The organism is Variovorax sp. S12S4 (assembly GCF_023195515.1).
Classification (GTDB): Bacteria; Pseudomonadota; Gammaproteobacteria; order Burkholderiales; family Burkholderiaceae_C; genus Variovorax.
On the sequence record NZ_JALPKR020000002.1, the window covers coordinates 3,012,596 to 3,027,855 of the forward strand.

19 protein-coding genes are annotated in these 15,260 nt (G+C 63.5%); 14 read left to right on the plus strand and 5 right to left on the minus strand.

The annotated features are described in order from the left end of the window. Positions 1–151 precede the first annotated feature (151 nt). The 14 genes from M0765_RS14810 (at position 152) to M0765_RS14875 (ending at position 11,523) form a co-directional block, all read left to right on the plus strand. Positions 152–475, plus strand: coding sequence for an ArsR/SmtB family transcription factor (locus M0765_RS14810; RefSeq protein WP_258504345.1), 324 nt, complete (start codon positions 152–154; stop codon positions 473–475). A gap of 21 nt (positions 476–496) precedes the next feature. After that, the gene (gene arsN2, locus M0765_RS14815) at positions 497–958 is read left to right on the plus strand and encodes an arsenic resistance N-acetyltransferase ArsN2 (protein WP_258504347.1); all 462 of its coding nucleotides are present in this window, start codon (positions 497–499) and stop codon (positions 956–958) included. A 40-nt stretch (positions 959–998) separates the two neighbouring features. After that, on the plus strand, positions 999–1,532 hold the full coding sequence (locus M0765_RS14820; protein ID WP_258504348.1) for an ArsI/CadI family heavy metal resistance metalloenzyme: 534 nt from the start codon (positions 999–1,001) through the stop codon (positions 1,530–1,532). Continuing rightward, positions 1,529–2,023 (plus strand): arsenate reductase ArsC, encoded by a 495-nt coding sequence (locus M0765_RS14825; RefSeq protein WP_258504349.1) that lies wholly within the window; start codon positions 1,529–1,531, stop codon positions 2,021–2,023. Before M0765_RS14820 ends, M0765_RS14825 begins: the two co-directional genes overlap by 4 nt. A gap of 1 nt (position 2,024) precedes the next feature. Next, positions 2,025–2,510 carry an arsenate reductase ArsC gene (locus M0765_RS14830; protein WP_258504350.1) on the plus strand — a complete coding sequence of 162 codons (486 nt, stop codon included), beginning with the start codon at positions 2,025–2,027 and terminating at the stop codon, positions 2,508–2,510. A gap of 87 nt (positions 2,511–2,597) precedes the next feature. Then, the gene (locus M0765_RS14835) at positions 2,598–3,884 is read left to right on the plus strand and encodes an arsenic transporter (protein WP_258504351.1); all 1,287 of its coding nucleotides are present in this window, start codon (positions 2,598–2,600) and stop codon (positions 3,882–3,884) included. Between the two features lie 37 nt (positions 3,885–3,921). Continuing rightward, positions 3,922–4,353 carry an arsenate reductase (glutaredoxin) gene (arsC, locus tag M0765_RS14840; protein WP_258504352.1) on the plus strand — a complete coding sequence of 144 codons (432 nt, stop codon included), beginning with the start codon at positions 3,922–3,924 and terminating at the stop codon, positions 4,351–4,353. Beyond that, positions 4,322–5,056: an arsenical resistance protein ArsH gene (gene arsH / locus M0765_RS14845; protein WP_258504353.1), complete on the plus strand. Its 735-nt coding sequence runs from the start codon at positions 4,322–4,324 to the stop codon at positions 5,054–5,056. The genes arsC and arsH overlap by 32 nt, the downstream gene beginning before the upstream one ends. A gap of 41 nt (positions 5,057–5,097) precedes the next feature. Then, positions 5,098–6,270 carry an MFS transporter gene (locus M0765_RS14850; protein ID WP_446751600.1) on the plus strand — a complete coding sequence of 391 codons (1,173 nt, stop codon included), beginning with the start codon at positions 5,098–5,100 and terminating at the stop codon, positions 6,268–6,270. A 19-nt stretch (positions 6,271–6,289) separates the two neighbouring features. Next, entirely contained in the window at positions 6,290–7,342 is a 1,053-nt protein-coding gene (locus M0765_RS14855; RefSeq protein ID WP_258504355.1) for an ArsO family NAD(P)H-dependent flavin-containing monooxygenase, read from the plus strand. 434 nt (positions 7,343–7,776) lie between these two features. Then, positions 7,777–7,980 (plus strand): hypothetical protein, encoded by a 204-nt coding sequence (locus M0765_RS14860; RefSeq protein ID WP_258504356.1) that lies wholly within the window; start codon positions 7,777–7,779, stop codon positions 7,978–7,980. Between the two features lie 319 nt (positions 7,981–8,299). Next, the gene (locus M0765_RS14865) at positions 8,300–9,208 is read left to right on the plus strand and encodes a LysR family transcriptional regulator (protein WP_126748004.1); all 909 of its coding nucleotides are present in this window, start codon (positions 8,300–8,302) and stop codon (positions 9,206–9,208) included. A gap of 123 nt (positions 9,209–9,331) precedes the next feature. Then, on the plus strand, positions 9,332–10,192 hold the full coding sequence (locus M0765_RS14870; RefSeq protein ID WP_258504357.1) for an NmrA family NAD(P)-binding protein: 861 nt from the start codon (positions 9,332–9,334) through the stop codon (positions 10,190–10,192). Positions 10,193–10,206: 14 nt separating this feature from the next. Further along, positions 10,207–11,523, plus strand: coding sequence for a serine hydrolase domain-containing protein (locus M0765_RS14875; RefSeq protein ID WP_258504358.1), 1,317 nt, complete (start codon positions 10,207–10,209; stop codon positions 11,521–11,523). Positions 11,524–11,912: 389 nt separating this feature from the next. Here M0765_RS14875 and M0765_RS14880 read toward each other — a convergent pair whose 3' ends face one another. The 5 genes from M0765_RS14880 to M0765_RS14905 form a co-directional block, all read right to left on the minus strand. After that, on the minus strand, positions 11,913–12,233 hold the full coding sequence (locus tag M0765_RS14880; protein WP_258504359.1) for an SMI1/KNR4 family protein: 321 nt from the start codon (positions 12,231–12,233) through the stop codon (positions 11,913–11,915). A gap of 32 nt (positions 12,234–12,265) precedes the next feature. Beyond that, positions 12,266–12,889, minus strand: coding sequence for a phosphatase PAP2 family protein (locus M0765_RS14885; RefSeq protein ID WP_258504360.1), 624 nt, complete (start codon positions 12,887–12,889; stop codon positions 12,266–12,268). Between the two features lie 151 nt (positions 12,890–13,040). Beyond that, on the minus strand, positions 13,041–13,439 hold the full coding sequence (locus tag M0765_RS14890) for a hypothetical protein (RefSeq protein WP_258504361.1): 399 nt from the start codon (positions 13,437–13,439) through the stop codon (positions 13,041–13,043). A 137-nt stretch (positions 13,440–13,576) separates the two neighbouring features. After that, positions 13,577–14,500: a GMC family oxidoreductase gene (locus M0765_RS29475; protein WP_446751556.1), complete on the minus strand. Its 924-nt coding sequence runs from the start codon at positions 14,498–14,500 to the stop codon at positions 13,577–13,579. Beyond that, complete coding sequence (locus M0765_RS14905) at positions 14,461–15,165, minus strand: GMC family oxidoreductase (protein ID WP_342456015.1); 705 nt, start codon at positions 15,163–15,165, stop codon at positions 14,461–14,463. Before M0765_RS14905 ends, M0765_RS29475 begins: the two co-directional genes overlap by 40 nt. Between the last annotated feature and the right edge of the window lie 95 nt (positions 15,166–15,260).

A 15,260-nucleotide genomic window follows, 5' to 3' on the forward strand; every position in this document is an offset into this window, starting at 1 on the left:
GGGCCGGCAATACGACACGAAGGTCGGCATCTGGCCCGAGGCGGCCATTCCTAGCTGCCCTGGGCCAGAGAAGGTACCGCTGACATCGCGGCATCACTCCCCAAACGAGCGCCCACTTGCTTAACTTCGATATTTCGACAATACTTGAATAATGGAAGAAAATACTGTCGTCCGTTCCTTGGCTGCACTCGCGCAACCCGTGCGCCTTCGTGTGTTCCGCGCCTTGGTTGTCGCCGGCCTCGAGGGCATGACGCCCGGCACGCTCACAGAAGCCCTGGATGTGCCGGCCACGAGCTTGTCGTTTCACCTCAAAGAGCTCACGAACGCGGGCCTCGTCTCGCAGGAGCGCCAAGGGCGGCACCTCATCTACCGGGCATCGTTCGAGCAGATGAACGCGCTCTTGGGATACCTGACCGAGAACTGTTGTGAGGGGCAGGCATGCGCCACCGAGGTTGACGCCTCATGTGCTTGCTGACGACCGCACACCTCATCCATCATGAAACCAGAACTGGCGAGTACAGCCGACCTGACCAAGGTTCGCGCGCTGCTGCGCACTTGCGAGTTGCCCGAGATCGATCTGGATCTAGGGCACATGGGTGATTTCCTCGTGCTTCGCGCTGGCGATAGCCTAGTGGGCTGCGTCGGCCTCGAGCGCACGGGTGATGCCGGCTTGTTGCGCTCCCTCGCGGTGGCGCATGAGCGGCGTGGCACGGGCCTCGGCGATGAGCTCCTGCGCGCAATCGAAGCTCGAGCCGTTGCGGCGGGCGTCCAGCGACTCTTCCTGCTCACGACAACCGCACCCAACTTCTTTGCTGCACGGGGTTACCTCCCTTGCCCCAGGACTGACGCGCCGGACGCAATCCGAGCGCTCACCGAGTTCGCGAGCATCTGCCCGGCTTCAGCCACTTGCATGTTCAGCCGACTTGACCAGTCGATTTCTAGCCACGGGCTCACGTAATCCCAATGTCACCCATCAACGTCCACTTAGGAGAGCCATCATGAAGCGTTTCCACGTTCACCTGCATGTCGATGACCTGAGCAAGAGCATCGCGTTTTACTCCAACCTTTTCGCTGCGGAGCCGGCGCGCGTCGAGCAGGACTACGCCAAGTGGATGCTGGAGGACCCTCGGGTCAACTTCGCGATTTCCACAAGGGGCCACGGCACGGGGATCGACCATCTCGGCATTCAGGCCGAGGACGAGAACGAACTCGCCGAACTCAAGGTCCGCGCCCAGTCGGCCGACCGTGCGCTGTTCGATGAGGGGGCCACGGTCTGCTGCTATGCCAAGAGCGAGAAGCACTGGGTCACCGACCCGCAGGGCGTGGCATGGGAGCACTACCGGACGATGGATGCCTCCAGGATCTTCGGCCAGGGCCGCGACCAGGTCAGCCAGCAAGTCCAAGGGCTGGCCTCGAAGGCCGCCGAACAGCTGGGTCTCTCGAAAAGCGCTTGCTGCGCCGGGCCGGGGGTCCGAAGACGGCTCCTGTGCTTGCCACCCCGAACAAAGCCTGCTGCTGAAAGCCTCTCATGACCGACCGAAAACACAACGTCCTGTTCATCTGCACGGGCAACTCCGCCCGCTCGATCCTGGCTGAGGGCATCCTCGAGGAGCTGGGCTCAGAGCGTTTTACCGCTTACTCGGCCGGCAGCCACCCCAAGGGCGCCGTGCATCCGTTGGCGCTGGCCACCTTGCGCCAGCTGCGTTATCGCGACAGCGGCTACCGAAGCAAGAGCTGGGGAGAGTACGCCAAGGCCGATGCGCCTCAGATGGACTTTGTGATCACCGTCTGCGACCAGGCCGCCGGTGAGGTCTGCCCCGTCTGGCCCGGGCAACCCATCAGCGCCCATTGGGGCCTTCCGGATCCCGCGGCGGCCGAAGGTTCGGACGAGACCAAGCACCGCGCCTTCATGGACGCCGCTGTCACCTTGAAGCGTCGGATCGAATTCCTGCTCTCGTTGCCGCTCGCCAAGCTCGAAACCCTGGCCATCCAGCGCGAGCTGCGCGACATCGGAACCCGCTGACATGACGACGAATATCCTGATCCTCTGCACCCACAACTCGGCACGCAGCGTGCTGGCGGAGGGCATGTTCAATCACTGGGCGCAAGAACTGGGTGTCGACGCGCGGGCCTACAGCGCCGGCAGCGCGCCCAGCGGCCGCATCAATCCAATGGCCATCGAGGTGCTCCAGCAAGCAGGCATCGACACGTCGAGCTACCGCAGCAAGAGTTGGGACGAGTTCACAGAGGCCAAAGCGCCCACCATGCGGGTGGTCATCACCGTCTGCGACAGCGCGGCGCAGGAGACCTGCCCCTACTGGCCCGGGTCGCCCGTGAAGATCCATTGGGGATACCCGGATCCCTCCAATGTCGGGACGAACGCAGACGAGAAGCGGGAGGCCTTCGAGTCCACCCGCCAGGCCATCGGCGAACGGATGCGCAAGCTGGCGCAAGTTCCCTTCGACAGCCTGGACGACGCGCAGCTGCGCGCAACCCTCGAAGCCATCTGATCCAGTACCGCGCGATTCCGACCTCATGCAGCGGGCCGGCAGGGCCCGCTCGTGCATCGCCAATTCAAAACCAAGAAAAACTCTCCAATGCTTGCGGCCATCCTGATCTTCATCTTCACACTCGTGCTGGTCATCTGGCAGCCGCGGGGCCTCGGCATCGGCTGGAGCGCTTCGCTCGGCGCGGTGATCGCGCTGCTCTTCGGCGTGGTGCAGCTCGCCGACATCCCGGTCGTATGGGCCATCGTGTGGAACGCGACCGCAACCTTTGTGGCCGTCATCATCATCAGCCTGCTGCTCGACGAGGCCGGCTTCTTCGAATGGGCCGCGTTGCACGTGGCGCGCTGGGGCAACGGGCGCGGGCGGCTGCTGTTCGCCTTCATCGTGCTGCTGGGCGCCGCAGTCTCGGCGCTGTTCGCCAACGACGGCGCGGCGCTGATCCTTACGCCGATCGTGATGGCGATGCTCGTTGCGCTCGGGTTCTCGCCCGCCGCCACGCTGGCTTTCGTGATGGCCGCGGGCTTCATCGCCGACACGGCGAGCTTGCCGCTCATCGTCTCGAACCTGGTGAACATTGTCTCGGCCGACTTCTTCAAGATCGGCTTCAACGACTACGCCGCCGTGATGATCCCGGTGAACCTCGCGGCCGTGGCCGCCAGCCTGCTGGTGCTGATGCTCTACTTCCGCCGCGGCATCCCTGCGAGCTACGACGTGACACAGCTCAAGGTTCCGGTGGAGGCGATCCGCGACCCCGCCACCTTCCGGGCCGGCTGGATCGTGCTGGTGCTCCTGCTCATCGGCTTCTTCGGCCTCGAACCGTTGGGTGTTCCGGTCAGCGCGGTGGCAGCCGTGGGCGCGGCCATCCTGCTGGCCGTGGCGGCGCGCGGGCATGTCATCAGCACGCGCAAGGTGCTGCATGGCGCACCCTGGCAGATCGTGATCTTCTCGCTCGGCATGTACCTGGTGGTCTACGGCCTGCGCAATGCGGGCTTGACCGGCCAGATCGCCTCGCTGCTGGACGTCTTCGCGCAAAGCGGCGTCTGGGGTGCGGCGATGGGCACCGGTTTCCTCACGGCGGCGCTGTCGTCGGTGATGAACAACATGCCGACGGTGCTGATCGGCGCACTGTCGATCGATGCTTCGAACGCCAGCGGCATCGTGAAGGAAGCGATGATCTATGCGAACGTGATCGGTTGCGATCTGGAGCCCAAGATCACGCCGATCGGAAGCCTGGCCACGCTGCTCTGGCTGCATGTGCTCGAGAAGAAGGGCACGGTGATCGGCTGGGGCTACTATTTCAAGGTGGGCATCGTGATGACCATCCCCGTGCTTGCCGTCACGCTGGCTGCTCTGGCGCTGCGCCTGAGCGTCGGCTGAAACACCCCATTCAATTTCCACACACGCTTGAGATCCCATGAGCGACGTCACCATCTATCACAACCCCGCCTGCGGCACGTCCCGGAACGTGCTCGCGCTGATCCGCAACACGGGCGAAGAGCCCACGGTCATCGAGTACCTGAAGACGCCGCCCGACCGGGCCACGCTGAAGCAGTTGATCGCGGCCATGGGCACGCCGGTGCGCGACGTCCTGCGCCAGAAGGGAACGCCGTGTGACGAGCTTGGCCTCGGCGATCCGAAGTGGACCGACGACCAGCTGATCGACTTCATGCTGCAGCATCCGATCCTCATCAACCGGCCGATCGTGGTGACGCCACTGGGCACGCGTCTGTGCCGCCCTTCCGAAGTGGTGCTCGACATCCTGCCGCGTCCCCAGCTGGGCGCGTTTGCCAAGGAAGACGGCGAAGCCGTGATCGATGCGAAAGGCCAACGTGTCGCTAAGTCCTGAACTCCCCAACCTCGATCCCGAGGCCTTCCACGAGCCGGATCTGCAGCGCTTGCTTCCGACCGAGCGGGCCACGCACGCGCCGCGCATTCTGCTGCTTTACGGCTCCGTGCGAGAACGCTCCTACAGCCGGCTCCTGACGGAAGAAGCGGCTCGGCTGCTGCGGAAGATGGGTGCGGAAACGCGCATCTTCGATCCGCGTGGACTGCCCCTGCCGGACGGCGCGCCGGAGGATCACCCGAAGGTCCAGGAGCTGCGTGATCTGGCGCAGTGGTCCGAGGGCATGGTGTGGTGCTCGCCCGAACGCCACGGTGCCATGACCGGGATCATGAAGGCACAGATCGACTGGATCCCGCTGTCTGTCGGCTCGGTGCGTCCCACCCAGGGCAAGACGCTGGCGGTCATGGAGGTGTCGGGCGGCTCGCAGTCGTTCAATGCGGTGAACCAGCTGCGTGTGCTCGGCCGCTGGATGCGGATGATCACCATCCCCAACCAGTCATCCGTGGCCAAGGCTTTTCTCGAGTTCGAGGAAGACGGGCGCATGAAGCCCTCGCCCTACTACGAGCGCGTGGTCGACGTCATGGAAGAGCTCGTGAAGTTCACGCTGCTCACGCGGGACTGCGCGGACTACCTGGTCGACCGCTACAGCGAACGGCGCGAGAGCGCGGAAGCCCTCTCGAAGCGGGTCAACCTGCGGAGCATCTGAGGGAGCAAGCGACGTTGCAGAGCAGGACCACGACGACGGTGATGCTGGGGGTGGCGCAGACCCTGGCATGGGCGTCGTCGTACTACCTTCCTGCGGTCCTGGCCGGCGCCATCAGCAGGGACGTCGGCACATCGGTCTCCACGGTCTTCGGTGCGTTCTCGGTGGCGCTGCTTGTCGCGGCCGCGATCGGGCCTTACTCAGGCCGGCTTATCGATCGCCTGGGCGGGCGGCCGGTCCTCATGGCCAGCAACCTTGTCTTCGCCGGTGGTCTCGCTCTTCTGAGCCAGGCCACACATTCCAGCGTCGTCTTTGCAGCCTGGGCCTTGATGGGCCTAGCGATGGGCAGCGGACTTTACGAAGCAGCCTTCGCGACGGTGGTGCGCCTGCACGGCCAGAACGCGCGCAGAGCAATTACTGGCATCACACTCTTCGCCGGCTTTGCGAGCACCGTAGGGTGGCCGCTGTCAGCCTACCTGGAAAGCACAGTGGGATGGCGCGGCGCCTGTCTTGCGTGGGCCGCATTGCATCTGGTCGTCGGCCTGCCGCTCAATGCGCTTTTGCCTCGCGCTCCCGGCGCCGATCCAGCTGCGAAGGAGACCGGGACATCCGAGAGGGACGCCGGACCTGGTCTCGCGCCCGCGCGACAGCGCCGTGCCGCAGTCTTGATGGCCTATGTGTTCGCAGTGGCCTGGTTCATCAGCACGGCCATGGCCGCGCACCTGCCCGCGCTGCTGCTGGCCAGCGGTGCCACGCTCGCCGCTGCGGTGGGAATCGCCGCGCTGGTCGGACCGGCGCAGGTGGCAGGACGGCTGATCGAGTTCACTTTTTTGAAGCGCGCGCACCCCTTGCTGTCGGCCAAGTTGGCCACGCTGGCGCATCCACTGGGCGCACTCTGTCTCGGCCTGTTCGGCACCTCAGCCGCCGCAGCCTTCGCGGTGCTCCACGGCTTGGGCAACGGCATTCTGACCATCGCCATCGGGACGCTTCCGCTCTTGATCTTTGGCGCCAAGGGCTACGGCCAGCGCCAGGGCTTTCTGATGGTGCCGGCGCGCCTCGTACAGGCAGCCGCGCCGTTCCTGTTCGGCATGGCCGTGGAGCGGTGGGGCGATGGTGCACTGTGGTTTTCCGCCGGACTGGGCCTGTCTGCCTGCCTTGCGCTGGTGATCATGACCACCAGCCTCAGGACGACCCCGCATGGCGTGGAGGCGCATTGAAATGGGACCCGACAGTCGAATGACCTACGACGTGATCATCATCGGCGGCGGCCAGGCGGCGCTCTCGGTGGCGTACTTCCTGCGACGCACGCAACGCTCGTTCCTGATTCTGGACACCGAAGAACGCGGCGGTGGCGCCTGGCAGCACGGATGGGATTCGTTGCGTCTGTTTTCACCGTCAGCGTGGAGTTCGATCGCGGGTTGGCCGATGCCAAGCGCCGGTACAACCTATCCCGGGCGCGACCATGTGGTGAACTACCTGCGGGACTACGAAAGGCGCTACGCGCTCCCGATCGAGCGACCGGTACTCGTGTCGTCGGTCACGCGCGATGCGCAGGGTTTCCAGGTACAGGCTAGCGACAGGACTTGGACGGCGCGAACGGTCGTCAGCGCAACAGGCACGTGGCGCAAGCCCGTCGTACCGGACTATCCGGGCATGCAGGATTTTTCCGGCCGCCAGCTCCACTCGGCGCACTACCGGAGCCCGGACGAATTCAGGGATCAGCGGGTCATGATCGTGGGCGGTGGAAACTCCGGCGCGCAGATCCTGGCCGAAGTGTCGCTCACAGCAAGCGAAACCGTGTGGGTCACGGAAGACGAGCCCAGGTTCCTGCCAGATGACGTGGACGGCCGTGTGTTGTTTGAGCGTGCGACGGCACGATGGCGCGCGCTGCAGGAAGGTCGAAGCATCGATGAGCTTCCAGGTGGCTTCGGGGACATCGTCATGGTGCCGCCGGTCAAGGACGCCCGTGCTCGAGGGATGCTGTCGTCCCTCAGACCTTTCCGTCGGATGACGCCCGATGGCGTACTCTGGGACGATGGCACCGCTCGCGAATTCGACGCGGTGATCTGGTGCACAGGCTTTCGCGCGGCACTGGACCACCTCAACCCTCTCGGCATCGTCCAAGACGGCAAGGTGCCTGTCACAGGAACTCGCTCGCGCGACGTGCCCGGACTATGGCTGGTGGGTTATGGAGAATGGACTGGGCCGGCATCGGCAACGCTCATCGGGGTGATGCGCACCGCAAGAAGTACCGCTGGCGAGATTGATGCGTTTCTGGGTCATGCGTGAGGGCTGGACGAGTGTTCGAGCAGCGCGCATTCGGAAAACGCGGTGGGCAACAAGCGCTCCAAAGCAGCCATTCTTGGAAGTCTTGCAGCGATCGCCGACGGGCGGCTTGTGGCCGGCTTTATGGGGGGCAAGGCCCCGCTACCGAAAACTGGACGGGCGTTGCGAACATCCGGTATTGGCCGGCTGCGGTAGTACACGACCATAAGCCCACCGACTGCTCCCGCTGCGTAGCCGCCATCCTTGGGCGCTGTTCCTTGCGAGAGCTAAACGCCATGACCTAGAATCCGCATCGCGCTTGTCGGCGCATGCTGCCCATCATGGCTCACCTGGTTCGCCGGGACGACAGTGATTTCTCGTGAGCATCAGCTTCCACGTTTGGCGGAGCTTGGCAATGGGCACCAAGGTATACCGCTTCAACGTTTTTGGAGCTTGTCTTGAACCTCATCCTCACCACGTCGACTGCTGCCGAGAAACTACATCGGCTCGCCAAGCAACGGCGCAAAACCAATCCGACTTCGCTGGCCGTCGCGCTCGACACGATAGCAAGGGAGCACGGCTATCACCACTGGAAGCACGTCAAGGATTGCGTCGAGCAGACAAAATCCCTGCCTGCCGTGTTGATTTCCACGCGTATGTGACCCGCATTTCTGACCCACCCATATCCCTGAGCGCGCGTCTCTGATCCTGTGCATCGGTGTGTAGAAACGCGGCAGCGCTCGATGGAAAAGTGGGTCAAACAAGCGTGGAAATTCACACCAAGCCGCATCATCTCTCGCCACCGCGCTTGCTCATTGAACCGTAGGGCTGCGCTGGATGCTCCTAGCTGTCGAAGCCGAATCGCTAGCCACTGCAACCGCCCGACAACGATAGCAACAACACAGAGAATTCGATCCCGTGCGTCGCGATTGAAGATGGCGATAGCATGTATGTCGTTTCTTAAATGACAAATTGGCATGCATGGCAGGCTTTGACGATCGGGTGACAAACGGGATCAGCGTGCTGTCCGCGATCGTCGACAGCGGCACGTTTGCGGCGGCTGGCGACATACTGAACATGTCGCAATCTGGCGTCAGCCGGTCGATTGCGCGGCTTGAGGCGCGGCTGGGTATTCGGCTGCTCGAACGCACCACGCGATCTGTCAGCCTCACCGACGAGGGCAGGCGCTTCTACGAGCAGGTGATGCCCCTTTTGGCCGGCCTGGAAGAGGCTGCGGCCTCCGCCGCCCAAGGCGCGGCCGCCGTTCGCGGGCGCCTGAGGGTCAATCTTGATCCGTATTTCTCTCGGCTCATCCTGGGGCCAAGGCTGGGCGCATTCCTCGAGAGCTATCCGCAGTTGCGCCTCGAACTGATCACAACGGATCGCCTGGGCGACCTTGTGGCCGATGGTTTCGATCTGGCCGTGCGCTTCGGAAATCCTCGCCCGTCGACACTGGTTGCACGCAAGCTGCTGGACACCCGGATGGTGACCATCGCAGCGCCCGCCTACCTCAAGCGCTACGGCCATCCCAAAGACCCACGCGAACTCGAGAAGGGCCATCACGTCTGCATTCAGTTCCGTGATCCGGAGTCCGGGCGTCCCTATCCATGGGAGTTTCACAAACGTCGCAAGAAGCTGGTGCTCGAAACCAGCGGCTCGTTGACGGTCAATGATGCCGGAACGCTGTACAGCGTGTGCCTCGCCGGTCACGGGATGGCCCAAGTCATGGACTTGGGCGTCGGGCCGATGATTGCCGATGGACGATTGGTCGAGGTGTTTCCAGACTGGCCCGATGAGCGGTTTCCGTTGTATGCGCTGCACCCGTCACGCCATCATGTGCCCGCGAAGACGCGCGCGTTTCTGGACTTCATCGTCGCGCTGCTGCATTAGCCTCCAGCTTCAATGATGATCTTGTGTCATTAATGAAATGACACCTATGTCATTGAAGTAACAGGCTCGTTCTCCGAGACTTCTTGCACCGCGGCTCAGTGCCGCCTTCCCAAGGAGTCTCGAATGTTCGCCATTACAGGAATTACAGGTCAGGTCGGGGGTACCGTCGCAAGGGCACTCATCGACAATGGACAGCGGGTACGAGCAGTCGTGCGCAATGCTGAAAAGGGCGCGGCATGGGCGCGCAAAGGATGTGAGGTCGCAGTCGCGGACCTGTACGATGCCGCCGCACTGAAGAAGGCCTTCGCCGGCGTGCAAGGGGTTTTCTTCCTGCTGCCGCCGGTGTTCGATCCGTCGCCCGACTTTAACGAAGCGCGTCGTGTGATCGCCGCCGTCCGTGAGGCGCTCGAAGTCGCGCGGCCCTCCAAGGTTGTCTCCCTGTCGACGATAGGCGCTCAAGCGCTGCAGCCAAACCTGCTGCAGCAGCACCAGTTGCAGGAGAAAAGCCTGGGAACCTTGCCGCTGCCTATCACCTTCTTGCGCGCCGCCTGGTTCATGGAGAACGCGACATGGGATGTCGCACCGGCCCGCACGACCGGCGTGATCCCGAGCTTTCTCTACCCGTTGGACAAGCCGGTGCCGATGGTCGCCACCGAGGACATCGGGCGCGTGGCGGCCGAGTTGCTCCAGGAAACCTGGCAAGGCAGGCGCGTCGTCGAATTGGAGGGCGCGCGCTTGTCACCCAATGACATCGCCGCGGCCTTTGGGCGCGTGCTCGAACGCGAGGTACGGATGGAAGCGGTGCCGCGCGCCACCTGGGAGGCGCTGTTCAAGTCGCAGGGGATGAAGAACCCGGTGCCACGCGCCCAGATGCTGGATGGCTTCAATGAAGGGTGGATCGACTTCGAGGGTGACGCATCCAGCACGCGCAAAGGCACCGTGTCCCTGGATACGGTTCTGCAAACCCTGATCGCGCGCGCCTGACAGGAGTCATGAACATGAACCAAGACTTCAGTAGGCGCAATCTGCTCAAAGGTGCTGCCACGTTGATGACCGTCCCCGCGCTGGCCCAGTTGGCGAGCGCCCCAGTTATGGCGGCGACGGCACGTACCCCGAGCCCGGTGGCCAAATACCCTCGCAGTGGCGCCTTCAACTCGATCGATCGAATGCTTCAGCGTGCTGTTGACGGGAGGCAAGTCGCTGGCGTCGTTGCCGTGGGTGCGACTGACAAAGGCACCGTCTACGAAGGGTCGTTCGGCAAGCGCGACGAGGCGCACGGTCCAGCCATGTCGCTCGACACCGTCTTCTGGCTGCTGTCAATGACGAAGGCGGTAACGGCAATCGCCTGCATGCAACTCGTCGAACAGGGCAAGCTGCAACTTGACGATCCCGTGGGCAAACTGATGCCGGAACTGGCGTCGCCCAAGGTTCTGGAAGGCTTCGATGCGTCTGGGGCACCCACGCTGCGGCCCGCCAGGCGGCCAATCACCTTGCGCCACCTGCTGACCCACACCTCGGGCCTTACCTATAGCAACTGGAGCGACAAGCTGCCCCAGTACGAGAAGTTCACGGGTCTGCCCGATATCGCCGAAAGCAAGAACGGCGCATTCGCCGCCCCGCTCGAGTTCGACCCGGGTGATCGCTGGCAGTACGGCACGGGCATGGACGCCGTGGGAAAGATCGTCGAGGCCGTCAGCGATCAATCTCTCGAGGTCTACTTCCGCGAGAACATCTTCGCGCCGCTCGGCATGATCGATACCGGCTTCTTGATTAGCAGTGCGCAGAAGCGTCGCGTGGCGACGACGTACATCCGCCAGTCGGATGGCTCGCTCACGTCGATGCCGTTCGAAATGCCGCAGCGCCCGGAGTTCTTCTCGGGCGGGGGTGGCCTGTTCGGCACGCCGCGCGACTACATGGCCCTCCTGCAGATGCTGCTGAGCGGCGGTACGTTCCGTGGCGCCCGCATCCTGAAGCCACAGACGGTGGCCATGATGCGCCAGAACCAGATCGGCGATCTGAACGTGAACCCGCTGAAGACATCCGCGGCAGCGTGGTCGAACGACGCCGACCTATTCCCCGGCATGCCGCAGAAGTGGGGCCTTTCGTTCGACATCAACACGCAGCCCGGGCCCAACGGTCGCAGCGCAGGCAGTTACGCGTGGGCCGGGCTGCTCAACTGCTACTTCTGGGTCGACCCGGTCAAGAAAGTGACCGGTGCGGTATTCACGCAACTGCTGCCGTTCTACGACGCGCGAATGGTCGAACTATTCGGTGCTTTTGAGCGCGGCCTCTACACCGGCTTGGCAAGCGCCTGAGCTCCTTACATCGATTCCCAGACTCAATTCGGACTTCGTCAAGCATCGGTCCAGGGGATCGAGCGCCTCAAGTTTGGCGACGATGTGGAAGCGGGGACCACATGGTTGCGGAGCCGGCTGCCGGCCGGTCAATCTCTTGTCGTAGTGCTCGGCAGGACCGCGTGCTTCAAGTGCGATGTGGCATTCTTTGTCGACAACTGGCAGGACATTTTCCGCCACGGGCGAGATGACGCAATGGTCTATTCCGAAGACAGCAGCCTCATTCTTTTCGTGAATCATGAAGGTGGATTTGAAGTCGGTGAACGACCGCTTTAGGGTTTTCTGAACTTCGGCTTCGGGCCCATTTGAGACATTCGAACTCGCCCAATGCAGACGTTCGGTCCGAGCGCTTACCCCCACGCGTAAGGCTTCAACTCAAGGCTGTTCGTCCACGCACCGAGCGCGAAGTCACGCTGCTGTAGTTCGTCCAGGAAGCCTGCAAACGACTCGCTCACGAGAGCGTACTCTGGAGAGCTTCGGGCAAGAAAATGGACTTGGTCGTCTGCGATGGAAGTGGCGTAGTAGTTACCGCAGTCGTCCTGAGCGAATATGACGTGACCGGCGAGGTCGCCAACCTCGATTTGCTGAACCCACTCGCTCCGGAAACTCAGAACATCTGCAACGTCACCGTATCCAGTTTTGCTGAGGAACGCTTCGATACTTTTCGGCATGGCGACTACAGTATTGCGAAGTCTACCGCTCGTCAGCGGTCTTCGTGAAAGGGGCTGCGGCCGGAGATGCAAACACACAGGCACGAGATGCCGATCAAGATGCTGGCCGCGACATCGCTGGGATAGTGGGCGCCCAGGTAGACGCGGCTGAAGCCCACCACCAACATCGCCGCGGCGGCCGACGCCCCCACCAGCAGGCGCGTGGACATACTTTGGGCGTTCGCGCGGGCCGCCAAAGTCGCCCAACCCGCCACCAGCGTGACCAGCAGAACCTGGGCGCTCGGGAAGCTGTACCCACTGACCTCCACCAAGGCGACGCCGGGTGGGCGGCTGCGGGCTACAAGAACCTTGAGTGCCTGCGACAGGAAGGTACCGCCAACGGCGAAGACGAGCAGCGCCCGCGTGGCGCGCCATTGGCGCGTGGCTGCATGGAATGCGAAGAGCGCCAGCAAGCTCGCACCCGCGATCGGAACGATGATCTGGTCCAGCACCACCATCGCCCGGGTCAGGGGCGGCAGGCGCCAGGAAGGCGCGCCGCTGGGCGTCTGGTGTGGCCATTCGGGTGTGGGTCCCTCGGCAAGCACGTGGACCGCCAACAAGACCCACGCGAGCGAGGCCAGCGCGCCGACCCAGGCCCAACCACGGCGCAGGTTCATTCGCGCGCGGCTACGCCTTGAGAGCGATCGCATTGCCACAATCCAAGACGATGTCTGTCTTGCATGACTGGTCCTTGCCGTGCATTCGAAATCGGCGCGACGTGGGGCTGCATCGAGATCCTGATGACAAAGCTTGGAGAAGGCACCCGGATCAACCGCCTGTCGCCTGGCGACCAGGCGTGCGCGGGATCTCGCGGGCCTGCGACCTCACGCTGTTGTGCTCGGCGTCGTGTGCGCTGGCGCTGCCACGCGTGCTGAGCACGCCCGCGCCCGCGTAGTCGCCATGGAGGTTGCCGGCGCGAGCGGCGGACTCGGCATCGCGGCGAACGTCGGCACGTACCAATTGGCCGACGGGCACTCGGAAGTTGTCGGCCCAGGACGCTTCGCCAGCGACCGGTTTGAGGGCCGCTTCGCGCGCCTCAAGAACGAGGTCCGTGCGCAGGCGATCAGAGCGAGTAACCAGCACGCCGTCATAGCTCTCGGCGTTGGCTAGGGTCGCGAGGCTCAGGCCTGCAAGGGCGACGGCACTGAGAAATTTTTTGGAGTTCATGATGTTTCCTAAGTAAGTAAAACTGGGTTCTGGACGAAGGCGAGGGCAACCAATGCTGCCTCGCCGTGAGAGCCGATGCCGCTGGAGCAGCGGCGCAGCCACGCGCGCACCACTGATCAACCGGGGACAACTAGCCTTCAAATGCCATGGCTCGCGCGGATCTCTTCGACTGCGCGCTCGCCGATGACGACGCACGGCGCCATCGTGTTGCCGCTCGTCACGTGCGGCATGACGGATGCGTCCGCGATGCGCAGACCTTGCACGCCGTAGACCCGCAACCCGCCATCGACCACGGACATGGGGTCTCGTCCCATCTTGGCCGTGCCGCACTGGTGCCAATAGGTCACTGCGGCATTGCGTGCGTAGTGTTCGAGCGTCTTCGTATCCAGCTTGCCGGGAAGCCTCTCGCCTTTCACCAGGCCCTTGAACGACGCTTGCGCACCGAGCTCCTGGACGAAGCGGATGTTCTCGATCGCGCCGCGCAGGTCCGCGGGGTGCGAGAGGGTGTTGGCCCGGATGATGGGCGCGTCGGTGAACTCTCGACCCGAAAGGGTGATGCTGCCGCGGCTCTCGGGATGGGCAAGACCCGCGAACATCGTCCAACCGTGGGCAGGCACGCCAAGCGCCGCGTTCTCTGCACTGGGCACTGGGAACTCGACCTGGCAATGGAACATGTCCGGCAGGTGCAAGCCGGTCCGACTGCTCCAATAGAGCGTCGCCTCCGAGCCGCCATAACCCACGGCCTGTGGAGATTCGTACTCGAAGATCACGGCGAACGACACGTGGTCCTGATGGTTGGCGCCCACTCCCGGCAGGTGCTGGACCACCGGAATGCCGTGGCGACTCAATTCGTCTTCAGGGCCCACGCCCGACTGCATGAGGACCTTGGGCGTGTTGACCGCGCCGAGCGAGAGAACGACTTCGATGTGCGCGCAAAAGCGCATCAACCGACCGTTGCTAACCGCCTCCACGCCGATGACGCGCTTGCCTTGGAACACCAGCCGGCTCACCAGCGTGTGGGTCAGAACGGTGAGGTTGGGCTGGCCACGACGCGGGTGCACATAAGCCCTGTAGATGGAATTGCGTCGCCCCCCTTGACGATCAGGTCGTTGAGGGCCGCACCGCCGCGGCCTTCCATCATCGCGCCGTTCGGATTGTCGAAGGTGGGGATGCCCAGCGTGTCGGCGGCGGTGATCATCGCGTTCGCGATCGGTTGCACCGCTCGAGCGGGCGCCACGTGAACCGGGCCGCCGACGCCGCGACGCGTCGAATCGGGCGTACCGCCGTAGTCCTCCACGCGTCGATAAATCTTTAGGACCGAGTCGTAGTTCCACGCCGGGTCACCACTTTCTGCGGCGAAGTCTTCCCAGTCGTTCTTGTGGCCGCGCGCCCAGAGCATGACATTGACACTGGAGCCGCCACCCAAGGCGCGGCCCATGTTCAACGGGATCTGCCTGCCATTCAGGTGAGGATTGGCGGCGCCGGCGAAGTTCCAGTCGCGTTCGCTGCCCAGGTTCAAGGGCCAGTTGCCGGGCTCAAGAATGTGCGGGTGTTCATCGTCGCCGCCGGCCTCGATGAGCAGGACGCGCACTTCGGGGTTTTCGGCCAAGCGGCCTGCCACCACGGAGCCGGCGGTACCGGCTCCGCATACGATGAAATCGAAATGGGCGTCGGGTGCGTCGCTGGAGAAGGCTGCGAGTTGGGTGTCGAGAAAGTCCTGGTTCACGGTCGTCGTTTCGTTGAATGGATCGGATGGCTATCGCGATGCGATGCGATGCGCTGAGCCGATGTGAGTATGAGCAAAAATATCAAAACTATCAA

Bases quoted from the DNA above. Each gene is read 5' to 3' on its own strand.
- M0765_RS14850 (WP_446751600.1), top strand. From the start codon at position 5,098: ATGCTGGGGGTGGCGCAGACCCTGGCATGGGCGTCGTCGTACTACCTT.
- M0765_RS14880 (WP_258504359.1), bottom strand. From the start codon at position 12,233: ATGCCGAAAAGTATCGAAGCGTTCCTCAGCAAAACTGGATACGGTGAC.
- M0765_RS14885 (WP_258504360.1), bottom strand. From the start codon at position 12,889: ATGAACCTGCGCCGTGGTTGGGCCTGGGTCGGCGCGCTGGCCTCGCTC.
- M0765_RS14870 (WP_258504357.1), top strand. From the start codon at position 9,332: ATGTTCGCCATTACAGGAATTACAGGTCAGGTCGGGGGTACCGTCGCA.
- M0765_RS14810 (WP_258504345.1), top strand. From the start codon at position 152: ATGGAAGAAAATACTGTCGTCCGTTCCTTGGCTGCACTCGCGCAACCC.
- arsC (WP_258504352.1), top strand. From the start codon at position 3,922: ATGAGCGACGTCACCATCTATCACAACCCCGCCTGCGGCACGTCCCGG.
- M0765_RS14855 (WP_258504355.1), top strand. From the start codon at position 6,290: ATGACCTACGACGTGATCATCATCGGCGGCGGCCAGGCGGCGCTCTCG.
- arsN2 (WP_258504347.1), top strand. From the start codon at position 497: ATGAAACCAGAACTGGCGAGTACAGCCGACCTGACCAAGGTTCGCGCG.
- M0765_RS14835 (WP_258504351.1), top strand. From the start codon at position 2,598: ATGCTTGCGGCCATCCTGATCTTCATCTTCACACTCGTGCTGGTCATC.
- M0765_RS14890 (WP_258504361.1), bottom strand. From the start codon at position 13,439: ATGAACTCCAAAAAATTTCTCAGTGCCGTCGCCCTTGCAGGCCTGAGC.
- M0765_RS14830 (WP_258504350.1), top strand. From the start codon at position 2,025: ATGACGACGAATATCCTGATCCTCTGCACCCACAACTCGGCACGCAGC.
- M0765_RS14825 (WP_258504349.1), top strand. From the start codon at position 1,529: ATGACCGACCGAAAACACAACGTCCTGTTCATCTGCACGGGCAACTCC.
- M0765_RS14820 (WP_258504348.1), top strand. From the start codon at position 999: ATGAAGCGTTTCCACGTTCACCTGCATGTCGATGACCTGAGCAAGAGC.
- M0765_RS14875 (WP_258504358.1), top strand. From the start codon at position 10,207: ATGAACCAAGACTTCAGTAGGCGCAATCTGCTCAAAGGTGCTGCCACG.
- arsH (WP_258504353.1), top strand. From the start codon at position 4,322: ATGCGAAAGGCCAACGTGTCGCTAAGTCCTGAACTCCCCAACCTCGAT.
- M0765_RS14865 (WP_126748004.1), top strand. From the start codon at position 8,300: ATGGCAGGCTTTGACGATCGGGTGACAAACGGGATCAGCGTGCTGTCC.